At 62.8% G+C, this 13,994-nt stretch carries 13 protein-coding genes; 6 read left to right on the forward strand and 7 right to left on the reverse strand.

The window, feature by feature from the left end; translation table 11 throughout:
• The first annotated feature begins 154 nt into the window (after positions 1-154).
• Positions 155-1,729 (forward strand): SulP family inorganic anion transporter, encoded by a 1,575-nt coding sequence (locus PSCI_RS08510; RefSeq protein ID WP_045485253.1) that lies wholly within the window; start codon positions 155-157, stop codon positions 1,727-1,729.
• 8 nt (positions 1,730-1,737) lie between these two features.
• Here the strand turns inward: PSCI_RS08510 and aroE are convergent, their stop codons facing one another.
• Entirely contained in the window at positions 1,738-2,562 is an 825-nt protein-coding gene (aroE, locus tag PSCI_RS08515; protein WP_045485256.1) for a shikimate dehydrogenase, read from the reverse strand.
• Between the two features lie 15 nt (positions 2,563-2,577).
• The gene (gene hemF / locus PSCI_RS08520) at positions 2,578-3,510 is read right to left on the reverse strand and encodes an oxygen-dependent coproporphyrinogen oxidase (RefSeq protein WP_045485259.1); all 933 of its coding nucleotides are present in this window, start codon (positions 3,508-3,510) and stop codon (positions 2,578-2,580) included.
• A gap of 155 nt (positions 3,511-3,665) precedes the next feature.
• Between hemF and PSCI_RS08525 the strand changes: the two genes are divergently transcribed.
• Positions 3,666-4,640 (forward strand): NADPH:quinone reductase, encoded by a 975-nt coding sequence (locus PSCI_RS08525; protein WP_045485262.1) that lies wholly within the window; start codon positions 3,666-3,668, stop codon positions 4,638-4,640.
• Positions 4,641-4,900: 260 nt separating this feature from the next.
• Here PSCI_RS08525 and PSCI_RS08530 read toward each other — a convergent pair whose 3' ends face one another.
• The 3 genes from PSCI_RS08530 to PSCI_RS08540 all read right to left on the reverse strand — a co-directional run bounded on the left by PSCI_RS08530 (position 4,901) and on the right by PSCI_RS08540 (position 7,743).
• Entirely contained in the window at positions 4,901-5,458 is a 558-nt protein-coding gene (locus PSCI_RS08530; protein WP_045485265.1) for an L-threonylcarbamoyladenylate synthase, read from the reverse strand.
• A gap of 36 nt (positions 5,459-5,494) precedes the next feature.
• Positions 5,495-6,604 (reverse strand): DNA-processing protein DprA, encoded by a 1,110-nt coding sequence (dprA, locus tag PSCI_RS08535; protein WP_045485268.1) that lies wholly within the window; start codon positions 6,602-6,604, stop codon positions 5,495-5,497.
• 113 nt (positions 6,605-6,717) lie between these two features.
• Complete coding sequence (locus tag PSCI_RS08540) at positions 6,718-7,743, reverse strand: LysM peptidoglycan-binding domain-containing protein (protein ID WP_045494048.1); 1,026 nt, start codon at positions 7,741-7,743, stop codon at positions 6,718-6,720.
• Between the two features lie 171 nt (positions 7,744-7,914).
• On the opposite strand from PSCI_RS08540, the gene def reads away from it, so the two are divergent.
• From def to trkA, 4 genes are all read left to right on the forward strand, one after another.
• Positions 7,915-8,421, forward strand: coding sequence for a peptide deformylase (gene def, locus PSCI_RS08545; protein WP_045485271.1), 507 nt, complete (start codon positions 7,915-7,917; stop codon positions 8,419-8,421).
• A gap of 64 nt (positions 8,422-8,485) precedes the next feature.
• Positions 8,486-9,430 (forward strand): methionyl-tRNA formyltransferase, encoded by a 945-nt coding sequence (gene fmt / locus PSCI_RS08550; protein WP_045485274.1) that lies wholly within the window; start codon positions 8,486-8,488, stop codon positions 9,428-9,430.
• Complete coding sequence (gene rsmB / locus PSCI_RS08555) at positions 9,427-10,764, forward strand: 16S rRNA (cytosine(967)-C(5))-methyltransferase RsmB (RefSeq protein ID WP_045485277.1); 1,338 nt, start codon at positions 9,427-9,429, stop codon at positions 10,762-10,764. The genes fmt and rsmB overlap by 4 nt, the downstream gene beginning before the upstream one ends.
• Positions 10,765-10,825: 61 nt before the next feature.
• The gene (trkA, locus tag PSCI_RS08560) at positions 10,826-12,199 is read left to right on the forward strand and encodes a Trk system potassium transporter TrkA (protein WP_045485280.1); all 1,374 of its coding nucleotides are present in this window, start codon (positions 10,826-10,828) and stop codon (positions 12,197-12,199) included.
• A gap of 325 nt (positions 12,200-12,524) precedes the next feature.
• Here the strand turns inward: trkA and PSCI_RS08565 are convergent, their stop codons facing one another.
• Entirely contained in the window at positions 12,525-13,412 is an 888-nt protein-coding gene (locus PSCI_RS08565) for a lysophospholipid acyltransferase (protein ID WP_045485282.1), read from the reverse strand.
• A 17-nt stretch (positions 13,413-13,429) separates the two neighbouring features.
• Positions 13,430-13,993 carry a DNA-3-methyladenine glycosylase I gene (locus PSCI_RS08570; protein ID WP_045485284.1) on the reverse strand — a complete coding sequence of 188 codons (564 nt, stop codon included), beginning with the start codon at positions 13,991-13,993 and terminating at the stop codon, positions 13,430-13,432.
• Position 13,994: the final 1 nt, after the last annotated feature.

Genomic DNA, 13,994 nt, shown 5'->3' on the forward strand with positions numbered 1-13,994 from the left:
TGCAGCGATCCTCATCAAAAAACTGCAAACCATTGAGTTTTAATGGTTATCCCGTAGGAGCGGCTTTAGCCGCGAAGTTTTCCCGGCTGAAGCCGGTCCTACGGCGCGGCGCCGGGGCGGCAGGTGATCTACAGCCATTCACAATGAGGAACCCATGGGTCGGCTCAAGCGCCACAAGTACCTGCCTTTTCTTGCCTGGCTGCCACAGCAGACCCGCCAGAGTGTCAGCCGTGATGCGTTGGTGGGCCTGAGCGGGGCGATCCTCGCCCTGCCACAATCGATCGCCTATGCGCTGATCGCCGGGCTACCCCCGGAGTACGGACTGTACGCGGCCATTGTGCCGGTGCTGATCGCCTGCTTGTGGGGTTCGTCGTGGCACCTGATCTGCGGCCCGACAGCGGCGATTTCCGTGGTGCTGTACGCCAGTGTCAGCCCGCTGGCGGTGCCGGCCAGCCAGGATTACATCGCCCTGATTCTGCTGCTGACCTTCATCGCCGGGGCGTTCCAGATGCTGCTGGGGCTGATGCGGTTCGGCGCGCTGGTCAACTTCGTCTCGCACTCGGTGGTGGTCGGTTTCACCCTCGGCGCGGCAATCGTCATCGCCCTTGGCCAACTGCCCAACCTGATGGGCCTGAGCCTGCCCAGCCAGAGCACCGCACTGAACAGCTTCATGGCGCTGATGACGCATGCCGGTGAACTGGACCCGGTATCACTGGCGCTGGGCGTACTGACTCTGGCGCTGGGCATGCTGCTCAAAACTCTGGTGCCGCGCTGGCCCACCTTGCTGATTGCCCTGGTTGCCAGCAGCCTGCTGGTCTGGCTGTGGCCGTCGCTGTTCGGTCACGTGCCGCTGGTCAAGGCATTCGTCGGCCACCTGCCGCCGTTCAGCCCGCTCACTGTGGATCTGGAACTGATTATTCGCCTGCTGCCGACTGCCGTCGCCGTGGGCATGCTCGGGCTGGTCAACAGCCTGTCGATTGCCCGCTCGCTGTCGGCGCGCTCGCAGCAGATGATCAACGCCAACCAGGAAGTCCGTGGACAGGGCCTGTCAAACATGGTCGGTGCGCTGTTTTCCGGCTACCTGTCGGCCGGCTCGTTCACCCGCGCCGCGCTCAGTTATGAGGCCGGCGCACACTCGCAACTGGCCGGGGTGTTCTCGGCGCTGTGGGTGGCGCTGTTCGCGGTGGCAGGCGCCGGGCTGATCGCGCACATTCCGGTTCCGGCCATGGCCGCCTCAATCCTGTTGATCTGCTGGGGGCTGGTGGATCGCAAGAGCATCGCCGCGCTGTTGCGGGTCAACCGTTCAGAGTTCTTCGTCATGCTCCTGACCTGCGTGGCGACACTGCTGATGGAGCTGCAAACCGCAATTTACGCCGGGGTACTGGCTTCGCTGTTCTTCTACCTCAAGCGCACCTCACAGCCGCAAGTTCAGCAATGGCGCGACGGTGACCAGGAAATCCTGCGCTTTGGCGGCTCGATCTTCTTCGGCGTCAACCACTACCTGCAAAGCCGCCTGCAGCGCACCGAAGGTCAGCATGTGGTGATCGAGGCCCAGCACATCAACTTCATCGACTACTCCGGGGTCGAAATGCTGCACCAGGAAGCCCGGCGGCTGGGCAAACAGAACCGCAGCCTGACCCTGCGCAACGCCCGGCCCCATGTGGTTGAAGAGTTGCAGAAGCTGGAGGGCGTCGAGCAGTGCCCGGTCAGGTTCGAGGCTTCGCGCTGAGCAGCGGATCAGCCCTGGGCCAGTAGCCGGCGCATTTCAGCCAGCACCGGTGCCGAGTCAGGGCGAACCCCGCGCCACAACACAAATGCTTCAGCGGCCTGTTCGACCAGCATGCCCAGGCCGTCCACCACGCGCACGGCGCCGTGTTCGCTGGCCCAGCGGCAGAAGGCGGTCGGCTCTTTGCCGTACATCATGTCGTAGCAGAAGGTCACGCCCGGCTCGATCAGGCTTGGCGCAATCGGCGGCAGCTCGCCGGACAGGCTGGCCGAAGTGGCATTGATGATCACGTCCACCGGCTCTTCAAGCCAGTCAAAGCCGCTGGCCGACAGCGGCCCCAGATCAGCAAATTCGCGGGCCAGTTGCTCGGCCTTTTCCACGGTACGGTTGGCAATCACCAGGACCTCGGGTTGCTCGGCCAGCAGCGGCTCCAGCACGCCGCGCACGGCACCACCGGCCCCCAGCAGCAGGATGCGTTTGCCGCGCAGCGCCAGGCCGCAGTTGACGGTCAGGTCACGCACCAGCCCGGCACCGTCAGTGTTGTCACCCAGCAAGGTGCCGTCGGCCTGCCTGGCCAGGGTGTTCACCGCACCGGCGCGGCGGGCGCGCTCGGTCAACTGGTCGGCGAGGGCGAAGGCTTGCTCTTTGAACGGCACAGTGACGTTACCGCCCCGGCCAGTCGCAAAGAAGTCCCGGGCATAGTCGGCAAAACCGTCCAGCGGTGCCAGTGCGGTGTTGTAGTCCAGTTGCTGGCCGGTCTGCTCGGCAAACAGGCGGTGAATCAGCGGCGATTTGCTGTGGCCGATGGGGTTACCGAAGACGACGTAGTGGTCCATTGGGCTTCCTGTTGATCACTGGGTCTGGTCGGGCGCGGCGAGGGCCAGCCAGTCGCGGTCCTGCAAGAAATAGTCGGTCAGGCGTGCTTCTTCGCTGCCCGGTGCGGCTTTCCAGTCGTAGCCCCAGCGTACCTGCGGCGGCAGGGACATGAGGATCGATTCGGTACGCCCGCCCGATTGCAGGCCGAACAGCGTGCCACGGTCGTAGACCAGGTTGAACTCGACATAACGCCCACGGCGGAACTCCTGGAATTCGCGCTGTTGCACGGTCCAGGCAGCGGCCTTGCGGCGGCGCACGATGGGCAGGTAGGCCTCCAGGTACGCATCGCCGATGGCGCGCATGAAGGCGAAGCTGGTGTCGAAGTCCCACTGGTTCAGGTCATCGAAGAACAGCCCGCCAATGCCGCGCGGCTCGTTGCGATGCTTGAGGTGGAAATAGCTGTCGCACCAGGCCTTGTAGCGTGGGTACACGTCGGCACCGAAGGGTGCGCAGGCGCGTTCGGCGACCTGGTGCCAGTGGATGCAGTCTTCCTCGACGCCATAGTAAGGGGTCAGGTCAAAGCCACCACCGAACCACCAGACCGGTTCTTCGCCTTCTTTTTCGGCGATAAAGAACCGCACGTTGGCATGCGAGGTCGGCACGTACGGGTTGCGCGGGTGGATCACCAGCGACACGCCCAGCGCCTGGAAGCCGCGCCCGGCCAGCTCGGGCCGATGGGCACTGGCCGACGGCGGCAGGCTGCTGCCAAATACATGGGAAAAGTTGACGCCGCCTTTCTCGACCACCGCGCCGTTCTCGATGACCCGGGTACGGCCACCGCCCCCGGCTTCACGGGCCCAGGCATCTTCGATGAAGTGCGCGCCACCGTCTTCATGCTCCAGCGCGGCGCAGATACGGTCTTGCAGGTCGAGCAGATAGGCTTTGACGACTTCGGTACGGCTATTCATGGCGCTCCCTAAAAACGTCTGGAGCCCGGACTACAAGGGCTCCAGGCAAAGTGGCGGGTAGCATAACATCGCCTGCAATGGCTTCGCAGTTGACGTGCGTCACATGAAAGGGTCCGATAGGGAAGACAGTGGATCCAACATCATGGAGAGAGCACATGGCAAAGCGTATCCAGTTCAGCAAGACGGGTGGCCCTGAAGTCCTTGAGTACGTCGACTTCGAACCCGCCGAGCCAGGCCCACAGGAGGTGCGAGTACGCAACCGGGCCATCGGCCTGAACTTCATCGATACCTATTACCGCAGCGGGCTGTACCCGGCACAACTGCCCAGCGGTCTGGGCAATGAAGGCGCAGGTGTCGTCGAGGCGGTGGGCAGTGAAGTAAGCCGTTTCAGTGTCGGTGACCGGGTGGCCTATGGCACCGGCCCGCTGGGCGGCTACAGCGAATTTCATGTCTTGCCAGAAGCCAACCTGATCAAGCTGCCCGATGCGATCAGCTTCGAGCAGGCCGCCGCCGTGCTGCTCAAGGGTCTGACCACCCAGTACCTGCTGCGCCAGACCTACCAGATCAAACCCGGTGAAACCTTCCTGTTCCATGCCGCTGCCGGCGGCGTCGGTTCGCTGGCCTGCCAGTGGGCCAAAGCGCTGGGCGCCAACCTGATCGGTACGGTCAGCAGTGCGGAAAAAGCCGCTCACGCCAAGGCCCTGGGCGCCTGGGAGACCATCGACTACAGCCATGAAGACGTGGCCAAGCGGGTGCTGGAATTGACTGACGGCAAGAAGTGCCCGGTGGTCTATGACAGCGTGGGCAAGGACACCTGGCTGACCTCACTCGATTGCGTGGCGCCGCGTGGCCTGCTGGTCAGCTTCGGCAATGCCTCGGGCGCGGTGACCGGCGTCCACTTGGGGCTGCTGGCCCAGAAAGGTTCGCTGTACGTCACCCGACCAACCCTGGGCAGTTACGCCAACACCCCGCAAAGCCTGCAGAGCATGGCCGATGAGCTGTTCGACATGCTGGCCTGCGGCAAGATCAAGGTCAACGACATCCAGCAGTACGCCCTGCAGGATGCAGCCCAGGCACAGACCGAACTGGCGGCGCGCCGCACCACCGGTTCGACCATCCTGATTCCTTGATCGGCCTGGTGGGAGACTCTATGGCTCTGTGCAAGTCTTTCGGTTTGTCTGTGGACATGCCATAGCATTCGTGGGCTGAGCCGACTCCCACCGGGTTTGTGCCTGGCCCAAGTGCTCGGCACAACGCCGACCCAGTGGGAGCTAGCCTGCTAGCGAAGACGGCGGTGCATTCGCCACAAATACTGTGATTTTACTGGTCTCGTCGCGAGCAGAGCTCGCTCCCACAAAGATTTGTGGTGCTTAATCGAGCAGTATTGACTCTAGCCGGGACGAACCACCTGCCCGGTCGCCAGATCACGGATCACGCTTGGATTACGGCGCCCGCCCAGGCTGCCGCCGAGCACGTGGTCGATCTGGCCGCGGAAGTATTGCTCGACCCGCAACCGTGAACGCGCGGCAGGGCGGCCCGCCGGGTTGGCGGAGGTGGAAATCAGCGGCCCGACCAGTGCGCACAGCTCGCGCACCTGCGGGTGGCTGGTGACCCGCAGGGCTACGGTGTCGTGTTGGCCGGTGACCCATTCGGGCAGCAGGTTCTGGTGTGGCACCAGCCAGGTATTCGGGCCGGGCCAGGTACTGGCCATGCGATCAATCCAAAGCTCGGGGAAGTCCTCGAACAAAAAGTCGAACTGGCGAATATTGTCCGCGACCAGAATCAGGCCCTTATCCACCGGCCGTGATTTGATTGCCAGCAGCCGCCAGACCGCCTCTTCATCCCAAGGATCACAGCCCAACCCCCAAACCGCTTCGGTTGGATAGGCAATCACCGCCCCGGCTCTGACTTCACGAGCGGCTTGTTGCACACGCCAACTGTTGACCATTGCTGTCTCTCCAATAGATTGGGCGGCAGTGTACCCTTAGTCACCGGCAGCGAACCATCGCCCGCCCTCACAACTGACCCGGCCTTCAAGCTCCAGCTCAGTCAGCGCGGCCAGCACTCTGGATAATGCCCAGCCACTGCTGAGCATCAGACCCTCGCTGGTCTGCGGCGCGGCATGCAACAGGGCCAGCAGCGGATGGGCGGCTGGTGCCGGAAGTGCAGGCTCGACCACCGTGCTTGCCACCTGCCAGTGACGCAGACCTTCAAGGATGTGTTCGACGCTTTCCACCAATGTTGCGCCATCGCGAATCAATTGGTGACAACCCCGTGCACCGGGATGATGAATCGACCCCGGTATCGCATACACCTCACGGCCTTGCTCGGCGGCCATCCGGGCGGTGATCAGCGAGCCGCTGCGCACGCTGGCCTCAACCACCAGCACCCCCAACGACAGACCGCTGATGATCCGGTTGCGGCGCGGAAAGTTGGCTGCTTGCGGACCTGCATCAAGGGGAAACTCGGAAATGACTGCACCACGCTGCTCGATCATGCGTCTGGCCAGGGCGTGATTGCGCTGTGGATAAAAATTTTCCAGCCCCGTGCCCAACACCCCGATGGTAGAGCCACCCACGTCCAGCGCAGCCTGATGCACAGCCCCATCCACCCCCAGCGCCAGACCGCTGGTGATCACCAATCCGCCAGCCGCCAGACTGCGGGCAAAGGCACTGGCGGTGTCCAGCCCCGGCTTTGAGGCACGGCGGCTGCCGACCATTGCCAGTTGCGGGCGCTCGAGCAAAGCAGGGTCGCCCGCGATGAACAACAGCGGTGGCGGGTCGGCGATTTCAGCCAGCAGGGCAGGGTAGGCAGGGTCGTCCCACATCAGTAAATACTGGCCCGCACGCTCGATCCAGGCCAGCGCAGCGCTGGCCCCATCGCGCACCAAAGGGGCACGCCGGGCTTCGCTGCTGGCCTGGGGCAGACGCAAGGAACGCCAGGCACTGGCCGGTGCCGCCAGCGCCGCACTGGCACTGCCGAAGGCTTCGATGAGTCGGGTAAAGCGAGCCGGGCCGATATCAGGTAACCGGTGCAAGCGCAGCCGGGCTTCAAGTTCAGCCGGTGAAACTGAGTGATTTTCAAACAATGGCATACGATCATCCCTGATCCGCAGCGCACCGATACACGTGCGCAACCTGTGGATAACTCTGTGAACAACGCTGTAAAAGTGAACGCTCCCTGTTCACCCATACAGGCTGTGCAGAATCAGGGATTACGTACCTTGTCCATGATGCTCAACGACCGGTTGGCGTGCAGGACCAAGGCGTAACTGAGCTTGTCATAGGTGCGGAACACCATCAGCAACCCGGACCGCTCGTCCGGAATTTTCACCTGCCCGCCGGTGATCCGGTCGCGCACGTGTTCGCCGGTTTTGTAGATCGCCAGCACATTGCCTTCTGCCAGGCCATCCAGACGGCCCTTGTCGAGGGTCACCACGTCGTTGACGCCGATCTGCGTCACGCCGCGAGGCACATCGATGATCAGCCCGTCGATGGTCGAGGCGGGCGCAGTGGGCATGAAGGTCGAGTTGATCGGCCGCTCTTCGCTGGCGAACAGCCGGTCACCAAGGCGCACTTCCTGGGTCGAGCGCTGCATGACCAGGGTTGAGATGTCGCCTTCGCTGGCGACCACTTCGCCACTGCCGATATCGTCGGCATTGATGCCGAGAATTTCCTTGGTCTCAGGGTCGGTGTAGACCTTGCCCTGGCGAAAGATGCCGTAGATGGTGTGGGTATTGTCCAGCTCGCCACGGGCGTAGATCCGGTCGCCCTGACCACTGAGCACCCGCTCGGCATTACCGGCGACGATGTACGGCGCCTGGCGGAACTGATCAGCGCTGTTGACGATCCGGTTGCTGAGCAGAAAAGCGTTGATCGCACCCAACGGGATGCTGGGGATGGCCTCGACAGTCGGTGAGCTGCGCACCCGTGGCGAAAGCTTGACCGTGCCACGCGATTCGCCGCGCCCCAGCACCACCTGCGGCTTGCCGTCGACATAAGTAAGGCTCAGGGTGTCGCCGGGGTAGATCAGGTCAGGATCCTGAATACCGGGGTTGGCGCGCCAGATCTCTTTCCAGCGCCATGGCTCACGCAGAAATTTACCGGAAATGTCCCACAGCGTGTCACCGGCTGTAACGGTGTAACTCTGTGGATGGCCATCCCTGAGTTGCACTTGCGCCTGCACCAGACCAGTGGCTGTCAACAGCAGCAGGGCGAGTAGTGTTTTCCTCATGCGGTGAATCCCTTTATCATGTGGCATCGCTTGACTGGAAGACGACCTGAACCCGCCTCCTGGCGCACGCCCACAGCCGTGTTCTGATTCGTGTCAGGCGCAGTGGAGAAAAGGCGTTCCGCGCCTGGCAGCCAGTCCTGACTTTACCCTATCAGTGCAGCACTTACGTATATGGCCATCCTAAACATTCTCGAATTCCCCGATGCGCGCCTGCGCACCATCGCCAAGCCGGTGACGGTCGTGGACGACGCCATCCGCCAGTTGATCGACGACATGTTTGAAACCATGTACGAAGCACCTGGCATCGGTCTGGCAGCCACCCAGATCAACGTCCACAAGCGCATAGTGGTCATGGACCTGAGCGAAGACCGCAGCGAGCCGCAGGTCTTCATCAACCCGGAGCTTGAAACCCTCAGCGAAGACATGGGCCAGTATCAGGAAGGCTGCCTGTCGGTGCCCGGCTTCTACGAAAACGTCGACCGCCCGCTGCGGGTCCGGGTCAAGGCCCTTGACCGTGACGGCCAGCCTTACGAGTTGATCGCCGAAGGCCTGCTGGCGGTGTGCATCCAGCACGAGTGCGACCACCTCAACGGCAAGCTGTTCGTGGACTACCTGTCGACCCTCAAGCGTGACCGGATCAAGAAGAAGCTGGAAAAACAGCACAAACAGAAAGCCTGATCCGTTGTCACTCACCAAAAGGCCTGTCACGGGCCTTTTGCTTTTTTTATGGAACGAGAAGCCCATGACTGAGCCACTGCGCATCGTCTTCGCCGGCACCCCGGAATTTGCCGCCGAACACCTCAAGGCCCTGCTCGACAGCCCTTATCAGATCGTGGCGGTCTATACCCAGCCCGACCGCCCGGCCGGCCGTGGGCAAAAGCTCATGCCCAGCCCGGTCAAGCAGTTGGCCCAGCAGCACAACGTGCCCGTGCTGCAGCCACCGACGCTGCGTGATGCCCAGGCCCAGGCCGAACTGGCCGCGCTGCAGCCCGACCTGATGGTGGTGGTCGCCTATGGCCTGATCCTGCCGCAAGTGGTGCTGGATATCCCGCGTCTGGGCTGCATCAACAGCCACGCCTCACTGCTGCCGCGTTGGCGCGGTGCGGCGCCGATCCAGCGCGCCGTGCAGGCCGGTGACGCCGAAAGCGGGGTCACGGTGATGCGCATGGAGGCAGGCCTTGATACCGGTCCCATGCTGCTCAAGAGCGTCACCCCGATCAGCGCCGACGACACCGGCGGCAGCCTGCATGACCGTCTGGCCGAACTCGGCCCACCTGCCGTGCTGCAAGCGATTGCCGGCCTGGCAGACGGCTCGCTGACCGGCGAAGTCCAGGACGACAGCCTGGCCACCTATGCCCACAAACTGAACAAGGATGAAGCACGCCTGGACTGGAGCCGCCCGGCCATTGAGCTGGAGCGTCTGATCCGTGCGTTCAATCCCTGGCCGATCTGCCACAGCACCCTAGCTGGCGAAGCCCTCAAGGTGCTGGCTGCCAGCCTGGCCGATGGCAGCGGCGTGCCGGGCACCATCCTCGACGCCAGCAAGGACGGCCTGTTGGTTGCCTGTGGTGAGCAGGCGCTGCGCCTGACCCGCCTGCAACTGCCGGGCGGCAAAGCGCTGAACTTCGCTGACCTGTTCAACAGCCGCCGCGAGAAATTCGCCACCGGTACGGTACTGGGCCAATGAACCCGCGTCTGGCTGCCGCCAAAGCCCTTGCCGCCGTGATCAGTGGCAAGGCATCGCTGAACAGTTCGCTGCCCGCGCAATTGGACAAGGTCGAGCCGCGTGACCGTGGCCTGACCCAGGACCTGGCCTTCGGCACCGCCCGCTGGCAACCGCGCCTGTCGGCACTGGCCGCCAAATTGCTGCAAAAGCCCTTCAAGGCCGCCGATGCCGATGTCGAGGCATTGCTGCTGATCGGTCTGTACCAGCTGTTCTACAGCCGGATCCCGGCACATGCCGCCATCGGTGAGACCGTGGGCTGCGCCGACAAGCTGAAAAAATCCTGGGCCAAGGGCCTGATCAACGCGGTACTGCGCCGTGCCCAGCGCGAAGGTCAGGCGCTGCTGGCTGAACTGGAACACGACCCGGTGGTGCGTACCGCCCACCCGCGCTGGCTGCAAAAAGCCCTGAAAGCCGCCTGGCCAGAACAATGGGAAGCCATCAGCGCGGCGAACAATGCCCACCCGCCGATGATCCTGCGGGTCAACCGCCGCCATCACGACCGGGCCGGGTATCTGGAGCTGCTCAAGGCCGCCGCGATCGAGGCGCAGCCCTGCCAGTTCAGCCAGGACGGTATCGTGCTTGCCGAGGCCACCGACGTGCGCAATCTGCCGGGCTTTGCCGAGGGCTGGATCAGCGTGCAGGATGAAGCCGCCCAATTGGCCGCCGACCTGCTGCAACTGGCGCCGGGGCAACGGGTACTGGACGCCTGCTGCGCACCGGGCGGCAAGACCTGCCACCTGCTGGAAGTCCAGGCAGATCTGGCTGGTGTGGTCGCCGTCGATCTGGAAGCCAAGCGGCTGGTACGGGTGCGCGAGAACCTTGACCGCCTGGGCCTCGATGCCGAGCTGATCGCCGCCGACGGCCGCGACACTGCGCAATGGTGGGACGGCAAACCGTTCCAGCGCATCCTGCTCGACGCCCCGTGCTCGGCCACCGGCGTGATCCGCCGTCACCCGGACATCAAACTGACCCGCCAGGCCGACGATATCCCGGCCCTGGCTACGCTGCAGGGCGAACTGCTCGATGCGCTGTGGCCGACCCTGGAAGTGGGCGGCATCCTGCTGTACGCGACCTGTTCGACCCTGCCGACCGAAAACACCGACGTCATCGGCGCGTTTCTGGCCCGCACAGCGGGTGCCCGCGAACTGGACATCGCCGGCCAGCAAGGCCAGCCAGCGGCAGGCATCAAGCAACCGCATGGTCGCCAGTTGCTGGCTCAAGAGGGTGGGCATGATGGTTTCTATTACGCAAAACTGATCAAGATCGCAGCTGAACGGACGACACCTCATATATAGGAGTGGCGCCTTCGCATCTGAAGCCGCTCCTACACAGATCCAGACTCTCAGGAGTTAAAGGTTGAAAATCATCATCCTCGGTGCAGGGCAGGTTGGCGGCACGCTGGCCGAACACCTGGCCAGCGAAGCCAACGACATCACCGTGGTCGACACCGACGGCGACCGCCTGCGCAATCTGGGCGACCGCCTGGATATCCGCACCGTGCAGGGTAAGGGCTCGTTTCCGACCGTGCTGCGCCAGGCCGGCGCCGACGATGCCGACATGCTGGTGGCGGTCACCAACAGCGATGAGTGCAACATGGTTGCCTGCCAGGTGGCCTACACCCTGTTTCATACCCCGACCAAGATTGCCCGGGTCCGCGAGTCAGCCTACCTGACCCGCGGCGAGCTGTTCGACAACGACGCCATTCCGGTGGACGTGCTGATCAGCCCCGAGCAGGTGGTGACTCATTACATCAAGCGTCTGATCGAACAGCCCGGCGCCTTGCAGGTGATCGACTTCGGTGAAGGCAAGGCGCAACTGGTAGCGACCAAGGCCTACTACGGCGGGCCGCTGGTCGGCCAGCAACTGCGTCAGCTCAAGGCGCACATGCCCAACGTCGAAACCCGCGTGGCAGCGATCTTCCGCCGTGACCGGCCGATCCTGCCCAAGGGCGACACGGTGATCGAAGCCGACGATGAGGTGTTTTTCATCGCCGCCAAGGCCGACATTCGCGCGGTGATGGGCGAGATGCGCCGGCTCGACGAGAACTACAAACGCATCGTCATCGCCGGCGGCGGCAACATCGGCGAACGCCTGGCCGAAGCCATTGAAAGCCGCTATCAGGTCAAGATCATCGAGATGAGCGCGGCGCGCTGCCGCTACCTTTCGGAAAATCTCAACAGCACCGTGGTGTTGCAAGGCAGCTCGTCAGACCGCGACCTGTTGATGGAAGAGAACATCGGCGACACCGACCTGTTCCTGGCCCTGACCAACGATGACGAAGCCAACATCATGTCGTCGCTGCTGGCCAAACGCATGGGCGCGCGCACCGTCATCACCCTGATCAACAACCCGGCCTATGTCGACCTGGTGCAGGGCGGCGAAATCGACATCGCGGTCAGCCCGCAGCTCGCCACCATCGGCACCCTGCTGGCCCACGTGCGCCGTGGCGATATCGTCAGCGTGCATTCATTGCGCCGCGGCGCAGCAGAAGCCATTGAACTGGTGGCCCACGGTGATGCCAAGTCGAGCAAGGTGATTGGCCGCGCCATCAAGGACATCAACCTGCCCAACGGCACCACCATCGGCGCGATCATTCGCGACGAAGAAGTACTCATCGCCCACGACAGCACCGTGATCGAATCGGGCGACCACGTGATCATGTTCCTGGTGGACAAGAAATACATCCGCGATGCCGAGCGGCTGTTTCAGGTGGGATTGAGTTTTTTCTGATAGCCAGGAAATTTCATACGCAAGAACCAGAGACGTCCTGTAGATGCAATTTGGTAGGGTACACGCCAATTCCCTTACCTTTTCAAGGCCGGTACTGCCACGAGATCAAGTTTCAAAACCGTGCGTCTGGTTCTCTCTCTGGAGCATTGTTGGGCGTAGCGGCAGCCAATGCTTTTCTGGGCGTCGATCTTTCCGGGGAGATCGTCGCTGGTGTTGTCGGGACAGGGGGTGCGTTGGCCTTTTTGAGAACCGTAGGAGCGGCTTCAGCCGCGAAGCCCTCTCGCTGCTAAAGCAGCTCCTACGGGGCAAATCTGTCACTGGTTCATCAATACCAGCGTGCCTCGCCAGGCGGGCGTTTCTTGAAGCGTTTCATGCTCCACATGTACTGGCTCGGGTAGGCGCGTACGTACTTTTCCACCACCTGGCTCATCGCCGCCGCAGCGGTTTCGGTGTCGGTGCTGTACATCGCCTCAGGGGCGGCTTCGAGCACCACCTTGTAGCCTGAGCCATCCGGCAGGCGCATGGCGTGCAGGAATACGCCGACCGCTTTACCGCCGGCGAGCATGTTGGGCACGAACTTGCTGGTCAGGGCTACAGTGCCGCAAAACGGCACGAAGATACCCGCCGATTCAGCCGGCTCCGGGTCGGCGGGAATGCCCACCTGGCCGCCCTTGCGCACTTCCTTGATGACGCTGAGGATGCCTTCCTTGGTCGACGGCGCAACCCGGTTGCCCAGCTGTACACGTTGCTTGCGCAGTAGTTCATCCACCGCCTTGAGCTTGGGCGGCCGGTAGAAAATGATCGGTTTGCACTGGCTGCAATAGAAGTGATTGAGCACTTCCCAGTTGCCCAGATGGCTGGTGATACCCACAACGCCCTTGCCTGAAGCCAAGGCATCCTTGAGGACATCCAGACCTTCGACCTCGCGCACCAGGTCAATGGATTTTTGCGCCGGCCAGATCCACGCACAGGCGCTTTCGGTCAGGGTCTTGCCGATGTCCATCAGGCTGCGACCGACCAGCTGCTCGCGCTCGACGTCGTTCAGCTCTGGGAAACACTTGGTCAGGTTGATGCGCACCACGTCACGCGAGCGGTTGGGCAGCTTCCACATCAGCCAGCCAATCGTCGAGCCTACCGCTTGTACGGCACGCCAGGGCAGCAGGGCAAACAGGCGCAACGCCCCGACCATCAGGGCGCCTTTGAATTTTTCCACGAGTCACTCTCCTGATTTCAGCCGGCCATTGTACCCGTCAGCGCCCGATAGCGATCACAATCGGTCGTATGATCCATGACCATGCCGCTGGCCTGCATGTAGGCGTAGCAGATGGTCGGGCCGACAAAGGTGAAGCCGGCTTTCTTCAGCGCCTTGCTCATCGCTTCGGCCTCGGCGGTAATCGCCGGCACCTCGCTGCGATCCTTGAAGTGATTGACCTTGGGCACGCCACCGACGAATGACCAGAGCAAGGCGACCGGATCGTCCAGTTGCAACCAGGCGCGGGCGTTGCGCCGGGCGGCGTTGAGCTTGAGGCGGTTGCGAATGATGCCCGGCTCCTGCATCAACTGCTCGATGTACTCATCGCTCATGTCGGCCAGTTGCTGCACATCGAAACCGAACATCACCTCGCGGTAACGGGCGCGTTTTTTCAGGACCGTGATCCATGACAATCCGGCCTGGAACCCTTCGAGCAACAGCAGTTCGAACAACTTCTGCGCATCGCGCAGTGGCACGCCCCATTCGTGATCGTGATAAGCGATATACAGCGGGTCTTCATTGCACCAAAAGCAGCGTGTCATA

Origin of the sequence: Pseudomonas sp. StFLB209 (genome assembly GCF_000829415.1) — a bacterium.
Lineage (GTDB): Bacteria > Pseudomonadota > Gammaproteobacteria > Pseudomonadales > Pseudomonadaceae > Aquipseudomonas.

Excerpts from the sequence above, each read along its gene's own strand:
- PSCI_RS08510 (WP_045485253.1), top strand. The coding sequence starts at position 155 with ATGGGTCGGCTCAAGCGCCACAAGTACCTGCCTTTTCTTGCCTGGCTG.
- aroE (WP_045485256.1), bottom strand. The coding sequence starts at position 2,562 with ATGGACCACTACGTCGTCTTCGGTAACCCCATCGGCCACAGCAAATCG.
- hemF (WP_045485259.1), bottom strand. The coding sequence starts at position 3,510 with ATGAATAGCCGTACCGAAGTCGTCAAAGCCTATCTGCTCGACCTGCAA.
- PSCI_RS08525 (WP_045485262.1), top strand. The coding sequence starts at position 3,666 with ATGGCAAAGCGTATCCAGTTCAGCAAGACGGGTGGCCCTGAAGTCCTT.
- PSCI_RS08530 (WP_045485265.1), bottom strand. The coding sequence starts at position 5,458 with ATGGTCAACAGTTGGCGTGTGCAACAAGCCGCTCGTGAAGTCAGAGCC.
- dprA (WP_045485268.1), bottom strand. The coding sequence starts at position 6,604 with ATGCCATTGTTTGAAAATCACTCAGTTTCACCGGCTGAACTTGAAGCC.
- PSCI_RS08540 (WP_045494048.1), bottom strand. The coding sequence starts at position 7,743 with ATGAGGAAAACACTACTCGCCCTGCTGCTGTTGACAGCCACTGGTCTG.
- def (WP_045485271.1), top strand. The coding sequence starts at position 7,915 with ATGGCCATCCTAAACATTCTCGAATTCCCCGATGCGCGCCTGCGCACC.
- fmt (WP_045485274.1), top strand. The coding sequence starts at position 8,486 with ATGACTGAGCCACTGCGCATCGTCTTCGCCGGCACCCCGGAATTTGCC.
- rsmB (WP_045485277.1), top strand. The coding sequence starts at position 9,427 with ATGAACCCGCGTCTGGCTGCCGCCAAAGCCCTTGCCGCCGTGATCAGT.
- PSCI_RS08570 (WP_045485284.1), bottom strand. The coding sequence starts at position 13,993 with ATGACACGCTGCTTTTGGTGCAATGAAGACCCGCTGTATATCGCTTAT.